At 75.1% G+C, this 14920-nt stretch carries 16 protein-coding genes; 8 read left to right on the top strand and 8 right to left on the bottom strand.

All coding sequences use genetic code 11. The annotated features are described in order from the left end of the window. The first annotated feature begins 26 nt into the window (after window positions 1–26). The 6 genes from galE (at window position 27) to ACZCLJ_RS09985 (ending at window position 5327) form a co-directional block, all read left to right on the top strand. Window positions 27–1022 (top strand): UDP-glucose 4-epimerase GalE, encoded by a 996-nt coding sequence (gene galE / locus ACZCLJ_RS10010; RefSeq protein ID WP_251152505.1) that lies wholly within the window; start codon window positions 27–29, stop codon window positions 1020–1022. Window positions 1023–1123: 101 nt separating this feature from the next. Continuing rightward, window positions 1124–2038, top strand: coding sequence for a phytoene/squalene synthase family protein (locus ACZCLJ_RS10005; RefSeq protein ID WP_463106327.1), 915 nt, complete (start codon window positions 1124–1126; stop codon window positions 2036–2038). Then, the gene (gene crtI, locus ACZCLJ_RS10000; RefSeq protein ID WP_463106326.1) at window positions 2035–3738 is read left to right on the top strand and encodes a phytoene desaturase family protein; all 1704 of its coding nucleotides are present in this window, start codon (window positions 2035–2037) and stop codon (window positions 3736–3738) included. Before ACZCLJ_RS10005 ends, crtI begins: the two co-directional genes overlap by 4 nt. A 7-nt stretch (window positions 3739–3745) precedes the next feature. Then, window positions 3746–4114 (top strand): lycopene cyclase domain-containing protein, encoded by a 369-nt coding sequence (locus tag ACZCLJ_RS09995; RefSeq protein ID WP_251152502.1) that lies wholly within the window; start codon window positions 3746–3748, stop codon window positions 4112–4114. Continuing rightward, a complete protein-coding gene (locus ACZCLJ_RS09990) occupies window positions 4111–4458 on the top strand; it encodes a lycopene cyclase domain-containing protein (protein ID WP_463106325.1) in 348 nt (115 codons plus the stop codon). Before ACZCLJ_RS09995 ends, ACZCLJ_RS09990 begins: the two co-directional genes overlap by 4 nt. Beyond that, a complete protein-coding gene (locus ACZCLJ_RS09985) occupies window positions 4455–5327 on the top strand; it encodes a prenyltransferase (protein ID WP_463106324.1) in 873 nt (290 codons plus the stop codon). Before ACZCLJ_RS09990 ends, ACZCLJ_RS09985 begins: the two co-directional genes overlap by 4 nt. A gap of 72 nt (window positions 5328–5399) precedes the next feature. On the opposite strand, the gene ACZCLJ_RS09980 is transcribed toward ACZCLJ_RS09985, so the two are convergent. The 3 genes from ACZCLJ_RS09980 to ACZCLJ_RS09970 all read right to left on the bottom strand — a co-directional run bounded on the left by ACZCLJ_RS09980 (window position 5400) and on the right by ACZCLJ_RS09970 (window position 8900). Next, window positions 5400–6830: a M15 family metallopeptidase gene (locus tag ACZCLJ_RS09980; protein ID WP_463106323.1), complete on the bottom strand. Its 1431-nt coding sequence runs from the start codon at window positions 6828–6830 to the stop codon at window positions 5400–5402. Window positions 6831–7149: 319 nt separating this feature from the next. Next, window positions 7150–8388, bottom strand: coding sequence for a threonine/serine exporter family protein (locus tag ACZCLJ_RS09975; RefSeq protein ID WP_463106322.1), 1239 nt, complete (start codon window positions 8386–8388; stop codon window positions 7150–7152). A 95-nt stretch (window positions 8389–8483) separates the two neighbouring features. Then, window positions 8484–8900, bottom strand: coding sequence for a pilus assembly protein CpaE (locus ACZCLJ_RS09970; RefSeq protein WP_251152497.1), 417 nt, complete (start codon window positions 8898–8900; stop codon window positions 8484–8486). A gap of 115 nt (window positions 8901–9015) precedes the next feature. On the opposite strand from ACZCLJ_RS09970, the gene ACZCLJ_RS09965 reads away from it, so the two are divergent. Continuing rightward, window positions 9016–10644, top strand: a complete 1629-nt coding sequence (locus ACZCLJ_RS09965) for a mechanosensitive ion channel family protein (protein WP_353050464.1) — start codon at window positions 9016–9018, stop codon at window positions 10642–10644. Between the two features lie 66 nt (window positions 10645–10710). On the opposite strand, the gene surE is transcribed toward ACZCLJ_RS09965, so the two are convergent. Genes surE through ACZCLJ_RS09950 form a run of 3 tightly spaced genes read right to left on the bottom strand, consistent with a single transcriptional unit; the run spans window position 10711 to window position 13401 of the window. Further along, window positions 10711–11466: a 5'/3'-nucleotidase SurE gene (gene surE / locus ACZCLJ_RS09960; protein WP_251152496.1), complete on the bottom strand. Its 756-nt coding sequence runs from the start codon at window positions 11464–11466 to the stop codon at window positions 10711–10713. Between the two features lie 28 nt (window positions 11467–11494). Beyond that, window positions 11495–12550 carry a 1-phosphofructokinase family hexose kinase gene (locus ACZCLJ_RS09955; protein ID WP_463106321.1) on the bottom strand — a complete coding sequence of 352 codons (1056 nt, stop codon included), beginning with the start codon at window positions 12548–12550 and terminating at the stop codon, window positions 11495–11497. A gap of 29 nt (window positions 12551–12579) precedes the next feature. Then, window positions 12580–13401, bottom strand: coding sequence for a glycerophosphodiester phosphodiesterase (locus ACZCLJ_RS09950; RefSeq protein WP_463106320.1), 822 nt, complete (start codon window positions 13399–13401; stop codon window positions 12580–12582). Between the two features lie 142 nt (window positions 13402–13543). Here ACZCLJ_RS09950 and ACZCLJ_RS09945 point away from each other — a divergent pair, with 142 nt between their 5' ends. Further along, window positions 13544–14080 carry a hypothetical protein gene (locus tag ACZCLJ_RS09945; RefSeq protein ID WP_463106319.1) on the top strand — a complete coding sequence of 179 codons (537 nt, stop codon included), beginning with the start codon at window positions 13544–13546 and terminating at the stop codon, window positions 14078–14080. A 19-nt stretch (window positions 14081–14099) separates the two neighbouring features. Here ACZCLJ_RS09945 and ACZCLJ_RS09940 read toward each other — a convergent pair whose 3' ends face one another. Next, complete coding sequence (locus ACZCLJ_RS09940; protein ID WP_463106318.1) at window positions 14100–14663, bottom strand: TIGR03086 family metal-binding protein; 564 nt, start codon at window positions 14661–14663, stop codon at window positions 14100–14102. Between the two features lie 70 nt (window positions 14664–14733). Then, on the bottom strand, window positions 14734–14916 hold the full coding sequence (locus ACZCLJ_RS09935) for a hypothetical protein (protein ID WP_251152491.1): 183 nt from the start codon (window positions 14914–14916) through the stop codon (window positions 14734–14736). Between the last annotated feature and the right edge of the window lie 4 nt (window positions 14917–14920).

Below are 14920 nucleotides of genomic sequence, written 5' to 3'. Positions count from 1 at the left end.
GGCGGCCCGCCGTTAGGCTGGCCCGCATGACGATTCTGGTGACCGGCGGAGCGGGATACATCGGCGCGCACGTGGTGCGGCTGCTGCAGGACAAGGGCGAGAAGGTCGTCGTGGTCGACGACCTGAGCACCGGCCGGGCCGACCGGGTCGGCGACGCGGAGCTCGTCCAGGTCGACGTCGCGGCGCCCGAGGCCGTCGACGTGCTCACCCGCGCCCTCACGGACCACGGCGTGCGCGCCGTCATCCACTTCGCGGCCCGCAAGCAGGTCGGCGAGTCGGTCGAGAAGCCCGCGTGGTACTACCAGCAGAACGTCGGCGGCTTCACGAACCTCGTCACCGCGATGCAGGCGGCCGGCGTCGACCGGCTCGTGTTCTCGTCCTCCGCGGCGACCTACGGCATGCCGTCGGTGTCGATGGTCGAGGAGAAGCTGCACGCCGAGCCGATCAACCCGTACGGCGAGACCAAGCTCGTCGGCGAGTGGCTCGGCCGTGCGGCCGGTCGCGCGTGGGGCCTGCGGTTCGTCGCGCTGCGCTACTTCAACGTCGCCGGTGCGGGCTGGCCCGAGCTCGGCGACCCCGCGGTCCTCAACCTCGTCCCGATGGTCCTCGACCGCCTCGAGCGCGGCGAGCGACCCAAGATCTTCGGCGACGACTACCCGACGCCGGACGGCACGTGCCTGCGCGACTACATCCACGTGCTCGACCTCGCGCAGGCGCACCTCGCGTCCCTCGACTACCTCGACGCCGACGAGCGGCCGTTCGACGTGTTCAACGTCGGCACGGGCGAGGGGTCGTCCGTGCGCGAGGTCATCGACGAGATCGGCCGCGTGAGCGGGCTCGACGTCACGCCGGAGATCGAGCCGCGCCGCGCGGGCGACCCGCCGCAGCTCGTCGGCGACCCGCGCCGCATCAACGAGGTGCTCGGCTGGCGCGCGTCGCAGGGCCTGCCCGAGATCATCTCGTCGGCGTGGGAGGCGTGGCAGGCCGGTCCTCGTCGGATCGAGGTGCCCGCCGACGTGTGAACGCGGCTGCGGCATGAGAGCATGACATTCCTCAGCATGCTGAGGAATGCGTGGGGCCGCGCGCTCCCCGGTTCCTCGACGACCCTGGACGGAGTGGTGGCGTGGGCGCCGAGCACGACCTGTACGACCGCACGGCGGCGCGCACGAGCAGGGTCGTGCTCGCGTCCTACTCGACCTCGTTCGGCCTCGGGGCGCGACTGCTCGACCGGGCGACCCGCGACGGGATCGACGCCGTGTACGGCCTGGTGCGCATCGCGGACGAGGTCGTCGACACGCGGCGCGGCGACGGCGCCGCCGAGGTCCTCGACGAGCTCGAGGCCGAGACCGCGCGCGCGCTGGAGCGTGGCTGGTCCACGAACCTCGTCGTGCACTCGTTCGCGCGGACCGCGCGCCGGTGCGGGATCGGGCACCACGAGATCGACCCCTTCTTCGCCTCGATGCGCACCGACCTGACCGTCCACGTGCACGACCGCGAGAGCTACGAGCGGTACGTGTACGGCTCCGCGGAGGTCGTCGGGCTCATGTGCCTCGCCGTCTTCCTCAACGCCCACCGCGGCCCGCGCGACCCGCTGACCGCGCCCGACGAGACGCTGGTCCACGGTGCCCGCGCGCTCGGGGCCGCGTTCCAGAAGATCAACTTCCTGCGCGACCTGCGCACCGACTACGCGGACCTCGGCCGCCGGTACCTGCCCGGCGTCGTGCCCGACCGCCTGCGCCGGCGGGACGTGGAGGCGTTCTGCGCCGAGGTCGAGGCCGACCTCGCGGCGGCGCGCGCGTCGCTCCCGGGTCTCCCCGTGCGCGCGCGGGTAGCGGTCGCCGCGACGCTCGCCGTCTACGACCGGCTCCTCGCGCGGCTCTGCGCGACCCCGCCCGAGGAGATCCTCCGGGTGCGCGTGCGGGTCGCCGACCCGGTGAAGCTCGCGCTCGCAGCGCGGGCGGCGAGCACGCAGCTGCTCGGCCAGGTCGCGGCGCCGCGGAGCAGGGGCCTCGCGTCGCGCAGCCGGGCGGGCGTGTGAGGGCGCCGCGCGTCGCGGTCGTCGGCGGCGGCATCGCCGGGCTCGCGACCGCCGCCCTGCTCGCGCGGGGCGGGGCGCGGGTGACGCTCCTCGAACGGCACGACACGGTCGGCGGTCGCGCGGGCACGCTCGAGCTCGACGGGTTCCGGTTCGACACCGGGCCGTCGTGGTACTTCATGCCCGAGGTGTTCGAGCACTTCTTCGCGCTGCTCGGCGAGCGCGTGGAGGACCACGTCGACCTCGTGCGCCTCGACCCGGCCTACCGCGTCTTCTTCGAGCCCGACGGCACCGACGGCACCGACGGCACCGACGGCACCGCGTCTTCCGGCGGTCCGGACGTCACGACGCTCGAGGTCACGCGCGACCGCGCCGCGACGCTCGCCGCGTTCGACGCCCTCGAGCCCGGCGCGGGTGCGCGCATGGGTGCCTACGCCGACGACGCCTCGGAGGCATACCGGCTCGCCCTGGAGCACTTCCTCTACACGACGTTCGAGCGGCCCGACCGCGCGCTCTCGCCCGACGTCGTGCGCCGCCTGCCGCGGCTCGCGCGCCTGCTCGGACGCACCCTCGCGGACCACGCCGCGGGCACGGTCGACGACGCCCGCCTGCGCCAGGTGCTCGGGTACCACGCCGTCTTCCTCGGGTCGTCGCCGTACCGGGCGCCGGCGCTCTACTCGCTCATGAGCCACCTCGACCTCGTCGACGGCGTGCTCTACCCGCGCGGCGGGATGTACACCGTGATCGAGGCGATCGAGCGCCTCGCGCGCGCCGAGGGCGTCGAGATCCGCACGGGCGTCGAGGTCGAGGCGATCGAGGTCGAGCCCGGTGCCCGACGCCGCGGGCGCGCCACCGGCGTCCGGCTCGCCTCGGGCGAGGTGGTCGCCGCCGACGTCGTCGTGAGCGCCGCGGACCTGCACCACACCGAGACCCGCCTGCTGGACCGCCGCTGGTCGACGCGGCCCGACTCCTGGTGGGACGCGCACGGCCCCGGGGTCTCGGCGCTGCTCGTCCTCGCGGGGGTGCGCGGCGAGCTGCCCGAGCTCGCGCACCACTCGCTGTTCTTCACACGTGACTGGCCACGGAACTTCGAGGCGATCCTCGGCACGGACGCGGGGAGCACCGTCACCGGGCTGCGCGTGCCCGAGCCGGCGTCCCTGTACGTGTCGCGCACGACCGCGACGGACGGGCCGGCGTCGGGCAGGCCCGCCGCGCCGCCCGGCCACGAGAACCTCTTCGTGCTCGTCCCGTTCCCCGCGGACCCGGCGCTCGGCGCCGACGCCCCGTCGCAGCGTGCGCTCGAAGGGCTCGCCGACCGCTACCTCGCCCAGGTCGGCGCGTGGGCGGGGATCGACGACCTGCCCGGTCGTGTCGTGACCCGGCGCGTCCTCGGGCCCGCGCACTTCGCGACCGAGCTGTCGGCGTGGCGCGGCGGTGCGCTCGGCATGGAGCACACGCTGCGGCAGTCCGCGCTGTGGCGTCCCGGGGTGGTGTCGCCGCGCGTCGACGGGCTGTACCACGCGGGAGGTGGGACGATCCCCGGCGTGGGACTGCCGATGTGCCTGATCAGCGCCGAGCTCGTCGCCAAGCGGCTGCTCGGCGAGACGTCCGCCCGCCCGCTCCCGGAGCCGCTGCGGCCGGGCTTCCTCGATGCGAGCCGGCGGCCCGAGCGCCTCGGCGGGCCCGTCGCGGTGCGGCGGTGACGCGGGGGTGACCGGACTGGCCTACCTCGGCGCGCTCGCCGTCTCGCTGGGCGGCATGGCCGTGATCGACCGCCGGTTCCGTCTCGCCTTCTGGCACGACGCGCGCCGTGCCGCCCTCACCGTCGGACTGGGCGTCGTCGGGTTCCTCCTGTGGGACGTCGCCGGGCTCGTGCTCGGCATCTTCGCGCGCGGCGAGAGCCCGTGGATGACGGGTGTCCTGATCGCGCCGGACCTCCCGATCGAGGAGGTCTTCTTCCTCACGCTGCTCTGCTACGTCGCGCTCGTCGTGTGGCGGCTGCTCGAGCAGGTGCTGCGCGGCCGGCACCGGACGCCCGGCGGGGGAGCCGGGCTCGCCGACCGGGACGGTGACGCATGACGAACATCGTGCTCAACGTGATCGTCCTCGTCGTGCTGGTCGCGGTGTCGTGGCGCGTGCTGCGCCGGCTGCGCCCGGCTCCGCTCACGCTCACCGTGCTCGTCCTGTGCGTGCTCACGCTCGTGTTCGACACGCTGATGATCGCCGCCGACCTGTACGTCTACGACCCCGACAAGATCCTCGGCGTGTACCTGTGGGGCGCGCCGCTCGAGGACTTCGCCTACGCGGTCGCCGCGGCGCTCGGCATGCCGGTGCTGTGGACGGTCCTCGGACGTCGTCGTCGTGCCGTCGGACCGGACGACGCCGCCGGACCGGGTGACGCCACCGGAGGGGACGCGTCGTGAAGGAGGTGCTCGCGGCATCGCGCCCGTTCTCGTGGATCAACACCGCGTACCCGTTCGCCGCCGGGTACCTCGTCGCGACCGGCGGGCGCGTCGACGTCGCGCTCGTCGTCGGGACGCTGTACTTCCTCGGCCCGTACAACCTGCTCATGTACGGCGTGAACGACGTCTTCGACTACGAGAGCGACCTGCGCAACCCCCGCAAGGGCGGGATCGAGGGGGCGCTCGCGGACCCGGCGACGGCGCGCGCGACGCACCGGCGCATCCTGTCGGCGTGCGCGCTGACCAACGTCCCGCTCGTCGTCTGGCTCCTGGCGCTCGGCGACCTGGCAGCGGGCCTCGTGCTCGCGCTCGTGGTGTTCCTCGTGGTCGCCTACTCGGCACCCGTGCTGCGGTTCAAGGAGCGGCCGTTCCTCGACTCGGCGACGTCGTCGATGCACTTCGTGGGGCCGCTGCTGTACGCGCTCGTGCTCGTCGGCGCCGACCTCGGGGCGCGCACCGTGTGGCCCGTGCTCGTCGGGTTCTTCCTCTGGGGGGCGGCGTCGCACGCGTTCGGCGCCGTGCAGGACGTGCGGGCCGACAGGGAGGCGGGCATCGGGTCCGTCGCGACCGTCGTCGGGGCGCGCGCGACCGTGCTCGGGGCCGCGGGCGCGTACGTCGCCGCGACGGTGGTCCTCGCCGCCCTGCCGTGGCCCGGAGTCCTCGCCGCGCTCCTGCCGCTCCCGTACGCGGTGAACGTGCTGCGCTTCCGGGACGTGCGCGACGCCGACTGCGAGCGCGCCAACGCGGGGTGGCGCACGTTCCTGTGGCTCAACCTCGTGACGGGCTTCCTCGTGACCATGCTCCTCGTCGCGGCGGCGCTGACCACGTAGCCCCGCCGCCTCGGGACGACGACGCCCCGCGACCGGGAGCGGTCGCGGGGCGTCGGGCGCGGTGCGGGAGCGTCAGGAGAGGTCGCCGTACTCCCAGTGCCACGGCTCGTTCTTGGACCCGCCGGCGCGGGCCCACTCGGGGTTGTCCCAGCCGAACGCGGGGGCGTTGGCCCGCATCCACTCGTACTGCGCGGTGCCGTAGCTCTGCACGCCGGCACCGAGGTCGAGCGCGAGGCCCCAGCCGTGGTCCGACGTCCCCGGGGTCGCCGCGTAGTAGCCGCGCGACGCCTTGACCGAGACCTGGGAGCCGTAGGAGCGGTAGGAGTCGGTGACGGACAGGTCCGTGCCGAACGCCTCGCGGTACTTGAGGTTGAGCGCCTCGATCTGGTGGTCGGCGTCGCAGCGCAGCATCTCGCCGGGCGCGAAGGACAGCTCGCACAGCACCTCGGCCGGGATCTGACCGTTGCCGTACCCGGCCGTGGAGGTCGCCCACTGGTCGAGCTGGGCGGCCACCTCGGCTGCCGACGGCGGGCCGGGGACGACCTCGACGGCGACTCCCGCCTCGGTCGCGTCGAGCAGCGTGCGCAGCTCGGCGGTCAGCGCGGTGATGTCGTCGGCGCTCGCGGGCGCGACCGTCGCGGCGTCGTCCTCGGCAGCAGGCTCGGCGGCCGCCGCCTTCTCCGTGGCCGCGGCGTCGTCGGTCGGGGCGTCCTCGTCCGGAGCGTCGTCCGCGGCCGACGTCGCGTCGCCCGACGGCTCGGCGTCCGCCGCACCGTCCGTGGCGGGCTCGAGCGGCGTGGGGGCCACGAGCCCCCCCGTGAGCGGTGCGGCGAGCTCGTCGAGACGCGTGCGCTCGGTGCTGCGGCTCGCCCTGTCGGCGTCCCGGTCGGCCGTCTCGGCACCTGCAGCCCGGGTACCTGCGGCCTCGTCGGCCTCGTCGGCCTCGTCGGCCTCGTCGGCCGTGGCAGCCTCGGTGCCGGCGTCCTCCGCCGCTGCGGTCTTCGCGGCCGCCGTGTCCTCGGCGCCGGCTGCGTCCTCGGTGGCGGGCGCCTCCGGTGCGGCGGCGGACAGCACGTCGGCCGAGCCTCCGGTCGCGGTGATCGCCTCGGAGAGCCGCGTCCGCGTCTCCTCGATCTTCGCGGCCTGGGCGGCGGGGAGGGACCCCGCCTGCTCGCTCGTCACGTACTCCGCGCGCACGAGCGCGTCGCTCGCGGCGTCGATCACCGCGGGGTCCGCGACGACGGCCGGCGAGCCCGCCGTCGTGAGGGGAGAGGTCGTCTCCGGGGCAGGCGTCGTCGCGCCCTGCGTCGAGGTCCCCGCGGGGTCGACGAACGCGGCGGCGGCGGTGGTCGCCGTGAGTGCGACGGCCGCGAGGGCGGCGCCGGTCCCGACGGCGGTGCGGCGGGCGCGCGGGCCCGTCACGGGCGGCACGAGAGCGTCGAGGCGAGCCGTCGCACCGAGGGTCGAGCGCAGCGAGGTGCGCGGAGCGGAGTGGCGGCCCATCTAGCGGTCCTCGCCGGGGGTCGGCCGGCGGGTACCGCGGGCGTCGTGGTGCAGCAGAGTCAAACCGGGGTCCGATCGTCGGGTCGTGGTCGACGGGGCCCGGCGGGGCCGCCCCGGGCAGGGGCAGCCGGACGAAGGGCGGGCGCGGTGACCACGACGGCGTGCGTGTCGTGGCGGGACGCTCAGGCCCTCGCACCACGAGGTCGGCTCCCGGACGCGCGTGGCGATCCCGACCGACCGTTCAATCGTCAACTAGTCAGACGTCCAGACGCGCCCATTTCCGCGAGGATGCCTCGCGAATGGGGTGCGGGACCCGTGCTCAGGATGTGAAGAGGGTACGTGTCACGCGACTCGCGTCCCGCGTGACACCGCTGCCGACGAGCGTCCCGAGCGCGATCCCGAACACCGCGACCGCCGCGTTCGCGAGCTCCTGCGCGGCCTCGGGCCCGCCTCTCACGAGGTCCGAGAGACCGAGCAGGCTCAGCGCGCCGGGCACGAGGAGCCAGAACGCGGGCAGCGTCGTGACGACGGCCGGCGGGCCTCTCCGGGTCCGCTCGACGAGCGTCGCGAGCGGCACCACGGCGAGCGCGCCGACGAAGCCCGCGAGCGGGTCGGCGGCCAGCGCACCCAGGAGCTGGGCGGCGTACGCGCCGAGCAGCACGACCCACACCCAGGGCAACGAGCCGCGCGGCGTCGACGCGAAGTACATCTGCCCGACGCCGACGACGAGCACGCCGAGCCACGGCGCCCACCAGCCCAGCGTCGGCTGCGCGGTCGCGGCGTCGAGCCGACCCGCGACCGCCGCGCCGGCGATGACGCCGAAGACGAGGAGCAGGAGCTGGGCCACCCCGTACACGAGCCGGCTCGCGCCCGCGACGATCTGGTTGCTCGTCAGCTCGATCGCGGCGACCGTCAGCACCGCGCCCGGCAGGAACGACACGAGCGGGGGGACGAGGACGCTCAACGGCTCGTCGCCGAGCCACGGCTGCACGACGTCGGTCGCGACGACCGTGACGAGGAACGCCGCGACGACCGGGAGGGCGGTGCCGAGCGTCGGCCACCGCGACCCGAGCCAGCGCAGGGCCCCGACGAACATGCCGAGGACGAGGTAGACCGGGAGCAGGTGGGCCGTCGGGTTGAGCACGAGGCCGAACCCGACGGTGAGGAGCCCGTGCCCGACGATCGTCACGGGCGCGCCGAAACGGGGCGGTCGTGCCCGGATCGCGCGGAGCTCGGAGCTGGCCTCGGCGAGCGGCACGTCGGTCGTCCGCAGGCGCCGGACGAGCGTGTAGATCGCGCCGATCTGGTCGAGGTTCAGCCCGCTCCCGGCGGCGGCCGCGAAGTCGGTGAGCGTCCCGCCCGCCGTGCTGACCCGCACGAAGACGCCCGTGGGCAGGACGAGCGTCCCGACGGTCGTCGCCCCGTACCGCTGCGCGACGGCCTCCAGCGCCTCCTCCACGTCCGTGACGGACTGGCCGGAGTCGAGCAGGTCGCGGCCGAGCGCGCGCAGCAGCGGGACGAGGTCGGGAGGGACGTCGGGCGGCTCCGGCGCGTCCACGGGGGCCGGATCTCTCCCGAGGGCGTGCAGGACCCGGCGGAACGTGGTCGGCGCACCGCGCAGACCGTCCCGCCACCGACGGTTCACGGGGCCGGTCAGGGGCGGTCCCCGGTGCTGGCGGTGACGAGGGCGAGCAGTGCCCGGCCGTAGGCGTCGGCCGGGTCGGCGGCCGCGTGGGTCGCGGCGTCGTCGAGCAGCACGGTGTGCACGACGTACTCGTCGCCGGTCCGCTCGAGGCACCGGAACGTGCCGCCGAGCAGCTCGCGCAGCTGGTCCTCCAGGGGGTGCCACAGCGCGTCCTCGAGCGCCACGGAGTCCAGCGCCCACTCGGTCGTGCCGTTGAAGCCGAGCACGACGCCCGTGTCGAACTCGTGCGGCTCGATCGTCATGTCGCTCACGGTGAAGACGTCGCCGCCCGGACCGGTCGCCAGCAGCCGGAACCGGTCGCCGGAGGCGGGGGACCACCGCAGACCGGCGTCGCGCAGGGAGAGGGCGAGGTCCCACGAGATCATGCGCCCACGGTAGGCCCGGCGCCGGGCCGGCGCCCGTCGCGCGGCGGGCCCCGCGGTGACGCGCGTCTCGGCACCGCCTCGCGCGCCGAGAGCGTGTGCTGCCTACCTTGGGGGGATGGAACCGGAGATCGAGAACGCCACGGACATCCTCGTGACGCTGGGTGCCGTCGCCGCCGGGATCGTGGTCGCGTTCCTGCTCGGCACGATCCTCTCGGCCGTGGTCCGGCGCCTCGGCCGGCGCAGCGAGCTGATGCGCGACCTCTCGCGGCGGCTGCGCCGCCCGGACCGTGCCATCCTCATGGTCCTCGCGGTGTGGGTCGCGGTGCGTCTCACGACGGACGCGTCGACGCCGTGGCTGCCCGTCGTCGAGCACCTGCTCCTCATCACGCTCATCGGGGTCGGCGCGTGGTGGGTGGGTGCGTTCGCGTTCGTGCTGGAGGACTCCGCGCTGCAGCGGTACCGCATCGACACCGCGGACAACCGGCACGCGCGCCGCGTGCGGACGCAGATCACGGTGCTGCGACGGCTCACCGTCGCGGTCATCGTCGTGTGCGCTATCGCGGGCGTCCTGCTCACGTTCCCCGAGGCGCGGGCGGCCGGGGCGAGCCTCCTCGCGTCCGCCGGCCTCATCTCGATCGTCGCCGGGCTCGCCGCGCAGACGTCGCTCGCGAACGTCTTCGCGGGCATGCAGATCGCCTTCACCGACGCGATCCGCGTGGACGACGTCGTCGTGCTCGAGGCGGAGTGGGGCCGGATCGAGGAGATCACCATGACGTACGTCGTGGTGCACCTGTGGGACGACCGGCGGCTCATCCTCCCCTCGACCTACTTCACGACGACGCCGTTCCAGAACTGGACACGGCGCGCCGCGGACCTGCTCGGCACGGTCGAGCTCGACCTCGACTTCGAGGTGCCCGTGGGCGCGATGCGCGCCGAGCTCAAGCGGCTGCTGGCCCTCACCGAGCTGTGGGACGAGCGCGTCGGGATCCTCCAGGTGACCGACGCCGTCGGAGGGCTCGTGCGCGTGCGCGCGCTCGTCAGCGCGCACGACGCCCCGACGCTGTTCGACCTGCGCTGCTTCGTCCGTGAAGGGCTCGTGGACTGGTTGCAGCGGGCGGCACCGCAGGGCCTGCCGCGCACGCGCTGGGAAGGTGCCGCCACGACCGTGCCCGACGACGCGGGGAGGCCCGCCCTCGCCGCGCACCCGGACGACGCCCAGGCGGACGGGCCGGGACCCGACCGGCCCGCGGACCGGCGTCCCGACGACGAGGGCGACCGGGCGGACGACGAGCCGCCCGTCGCGCCGTCGCGCCCGCCGCGGCTCCCCCCGGACCGCGGCTCCCGACGCGCCGACGCGCCCGTCGTGCTCGGCACGATCCGGCGTGCGGGAAAGGCAGGAGCCGTGCCGAGCGAGGACCCGACCCGGCTCGTCGGGGTCGTCCCCGGCCCGGCGGGCGGTGCCACGGGCGAGACGAGGCTGCTGCCCGCCGTCGGGCACGACGAGGACGGCGTGCCGGAGGCGGCCGAGTCCGCGTTCTTCAGCGGCAGCGCCGAGGGCGAGCAGCGCTCGAAGGCGTTCTCCGGACCGGGGCAGGACGTCATCGAGGAGCGCGAGCGCACGGCCGAGCACGCGCGCGTGGAGGAGGAGGCCTTCGACGCCTCGGCGGACGCCCGGCGGGACCAGGACGAGGCCGAGGACCCGGATCCCGAGCACGGGGACGGCGACCGCCGAGCACGGGACTGACCACCGGATCCGGTCAGATCCGGTGGTGAACCCCGTGCTCGGCGGACGGCCGCACGGACGGAGGGTCTACCCGAGCCCGGGGATCTCCACGCTCGCGTCGGCGAACGGCGCGCGCAGCAGGGTCGCCGTGGCCCAGCCGCGCGTCAGCAGGCCGGTGTCCGACTCGGGCTCCGAGTGCCGCTCCGTCCCCGAGTACTGCAGCATGAGGTGGCGGTCGCCGTCCTCGTGCACGCGCGCCTGCACGAGACCGAACGTCGCGAGGGGTGCCGAGCGCAGCCCGCGGAGCCGGTCCGTCGGGCAGTCGGGGACGTTGACGTTGAGCGTCCGCCCCTCGAGGGGCGTGCTGCGCACCCAGTCGAGCACGTGGTCCGTGACCAGCCGCGCGGTCTCCCAGTGCCGCGGCTCGGCGGCGTCGACGGAGACCGCGATCGACGTGATGCCGTGCGTCGTCGCGGACAGCGCCGCGCCGACGGTGCCGGAGTGCAGGATCGCGTTGCCCGTGTTCGCGCCCTTGTTCACGCCCGAGAGCACGAGGTCGGGCTTCGGGCCGAACCCGCCGTACGCCGCCACGAACGCGATGAGCGCCGGCGCGGCGCGGACCGCGAAGGACGCCGTCACGCCCTCGGGCAGACCGGGCGCGTCCCGGGGCTCGACGACGAGGCGTCCGTCGTGCTCGGCGCCGAGCAGGGACGCGCTCGCCCCGGAGGACTCGCGGGCAGGGGCGGCGACGGTCACGTCGTAGCCGGCGTCGAGGGCCGCGCCGGCGAGCACGGCCAGGCCGGGGGAGTCGATCCCGTCGTCGTTGGTCACGAGTGCGTGCACGATGTCCTCCGGGTGGGTCGTCGGTCGGTCAGGAGGCCTCGCGCACCGTGACACGCCGCGCGAAGCGTTCGATCTGGTCGCGGCGACCGGTGCCCAGCCCCCGCCGCGTGACGTTGAGCGCCCCCGCGGCGGCGCCCATGCGGACCGCGTCGGGCAGCTCGAGACCGCGCCCCAGCCCGACGGCGATCCCGGCGGTCATCGAGTCGCCCGCGCCGCGGTGGTCCACGGTCGTGACGCGCGGGGTCGTGACGCGGTAGGTGTGCTCGCGCGTCACGAGCAGCGTGGGGTCCTGCGCGCGCGAGACGACGACGGCCCGCACGCCGGCGTCGACCATCCCCCGGGCGGAGGCGAGGAGCGCCGTCTCGGAGTCGTCGTCGCTGAACCCGCCCTCGACGAGCTCCTCGTGGCTCATCTTCAGCACGACGCCGGGCGCGTCGCAGACGGCGCGCGCCTGGTCGCGGGACAGGTCCGCGACGACCTGACGGTCGGACGCGTGGAGGTCGCGCGCGAGCCGGCCGAAGAACGACGCGGGCACGCCGACCGCCGTCTCCGAACCGGTGAGGATCGTGACGGCGGCGTCGAGGGCGCTCACGAGGACGGTGCTGTACAGGTCGTCGACCTCGTGCCGGTTGAGGGGGTACGGGTCCATCGTCACGACCTCGGTGCGCTCGCCGCTGCGCCGGTCGTGGACGAACGCGCCGTTGCCGCCCGTCCCGACCGTGCGGAGCTCGAGGTTCTCGGCGCGCGCGAGGTGCGCCGCGACCGTGCCGGTCTCCCCGCCGAACGGTCCGCACACGACGACGCGCGCGCCGAGCGAGTACGCCATGCGCCCGAGCCACAGTCCCTGCCCGCCCGGGTGGACGTGCACCTCGGGCGACGACTCGTGCGGCCCCGCGGGCTCGATCTCGATCGTGAGCAGCGGCGTGAGGGCGAGGACGCACACCGTGGGCGTGCGGGCCTCGGTCGGGGCGATCGTGGCGGGAGCGGCGACAGTTCCCGTGGTCGGGGCGAGAGGCACCGCGGGGGCGGTGTCCGGGGACGCCGGGGCGGGTGCCGGGTCCGAGGCCGGGGTCGTCGCGCTCATCCGTCGAGGCTAGGTCGCGCGGCGCCGCCTCACCCGGCGAGCGGGGTGTCCCGGGTGCCGAGACGGCCGTCGAGCCAGCCCGCGAGGCGGTCGGGCCGGTCGGTGACGACGCCGTCGACCCCGCGGCGCAGCAAGTCGAGCCACTCCCCGGGCTCGTCCGCCGTCCACACGAGGACACGCAGACCGGCGTCGTGCAGCACGTCCACGAGGTCCGGCTCGCGCCGCAGCAGCGCGAGCTCCGGGTTGCACGCCACGACGCCCAGGTCGGCGCACACCTGCACGAGCTCGTCCGTGCTGTCGGGGCGCAGCGCGAGGAGGAGACCGCGCGCGAGGTGCGGCGCGGCGTCGCGCAGGGCGGCGACGGTCGGCGGCCAGAACGACTGCACGACGACGCGCCCGGCGAGTCCCGCGGCGTCGACCTCCTTCGCGACGAGCCGAGCGTCGTCGGCCGACCAGATCCCCTTGAGCTCGACGAGCAGGTCGATGCCGGGCCGCTCCGCCACCAGGCGCGTGACGTCCTCGAACGTCGGGACGCGCTGCCCGGCGTAGGCGCGCGAGAAGGAGGCCCCGGCGTCGAGCCCGCGCAGCGCGTCGAGGGTCAGGTCGGCGACGCGACCCGTGCCGTCGGTCGTCTCGTCGACGGTGTCGTCGTGGAGCACGACCACGCGCCGGTCCGCCGTGAGGTGCACGTCGAGCTCGATCGCGTCGGCACCCGCGCGCCAGGCCGACTCGAACGCGGCCAGCGTGTTCTGCGGCGCGACGGACGAGCTCCCGCGGTGCGCGACGACGGCCGGTCGCCCTGCGCGTGTCGCCACCGGGAGCAGAAGACGGGGCAGGTCGTCGAGGGCCATGTCGTCAGTCTCGCCACGCGGGCGGTGGCGCGCCAGGGTTCCGCGCCGCCCGTCGCCGACCCTTCGCCGGCCGTTCACCCGGCCGTTCACCCGGCCGCCCCCGGGTTGGGCGCTCCCCGGTGTGGATGGTTCCATGCTGTCCATGGCCCTCCGACCCGTCTCCTCCCGACCCGCCCTGTCCCGGTCTGCCGCCGTCGTCACCGGCGTGCTCTGCGCCGCCCTGCTGACCGCGTGCTCGGGCGGGGCCGACGAGCCGGACGACCCCACGCCGTCGGCCACGTCGTCGACCGGTACGGGCGCCGACGCGACGGACGGCACCGCGAGCCCGGACGAGACCCTCACGGCGCAGCAGGCGTGCGCCGCGATGTACGTCGACGGTGACGAGCCGCTCGAGCGCCGCGTCGTCGCCGCGCTCGTCGGCATCAGCGAGGACGGGGCCGGGACCGAGACCGTGAGCACGATGACCGCGGTCGGGATCGAGCTCGGCAGCCTCTCGGTGACGGTGCCGCCCGAGTTCGAGGGCGCCGTCGACGCGGTGCGCGTGCCGTTCCTCCAGCTCCAGGAGAACCTCGACACGGGGACCGAGGAGTCGGTCGACCTCGACGTCGCCTCGGCGCGCGAGGGCCTCACGGAGTACCGCGAGCTGTGCGACGCCGCGGGGGAGACCCCGGGCGCCTGATGCTCCCGGACCCCGACGGTCAGCGGCGGCGGCCCGTGAGGGCGAGCAGGCGCGTGAGGTCGTCCGCGTCGTCCTCGACGTCGAGCGGGCCGCGGAACAGCGGGCCCGGGTCGAGCAGCGTGGAGCGCGCCTCCGCGTAGTGCAGCGCCCACGCGACGAGCGCCGGGTCCACGACCTCGTCGCCGTCCGTCGCCCGGGCGAGGTCCCACGCGTGGACCACGAGGTCGAACGTCATCTGCGCGCAGTACTCCGCCGCGGACGTCTCCCCGTACGACAGGTGCACCACGCGGTCGAGCGCGTCCGGCGCGAGGAACGCCTCGCGCGCCTGCACGGACGCGTCGACCCAGCGGTCGACGGGGTCGTCGCCCAGCACGTCGCCGTCGAGCACGGTGCCGACGTCCGCGAGGGTCCGGCCGGCGAGGAGCTCCGGCGCCCAGAGCTGCTCCGCCGTCAGGTGGTTGACGAGGTCGCGCACCGTCCAGTCGTCGTCCGGGGTGCGCCGGGCCCAGTCGTCGTCGGTCAGCGGACGCACGCGTGCGTCGAACGCGCCGATCGCGTCCCCGTGGGCGGAGAGCACGTCCATCGTCGTCCTCCTCGGTGAGCCTGCGTCCACCGTCGCACGGATCGCACGACCCGGCGCGGACAGCCTCGCGTCAGGACCGCAGCACGAGGCTGACGACGATCGCGATCACGCCCCAGAGGACGAGTCCCGCACCGCAGCCGATCGCCAACCCGTTCGCGCCCGTCGACCGGCCCCGGGGCACGGCGCGGACGGCCGCCGCGGAGATCGCGAGGCCGGACACGACAAGCACAGCCCCCGCGATGATCCAGAACATCGCG

The sequence above is a fragment of the Cellulosimicrobium sp. So1_17 genome, assembly GCF_055181235.1.
This window is presented reverse-complemented; position numbering and strand designations above follow the sequence as displayed.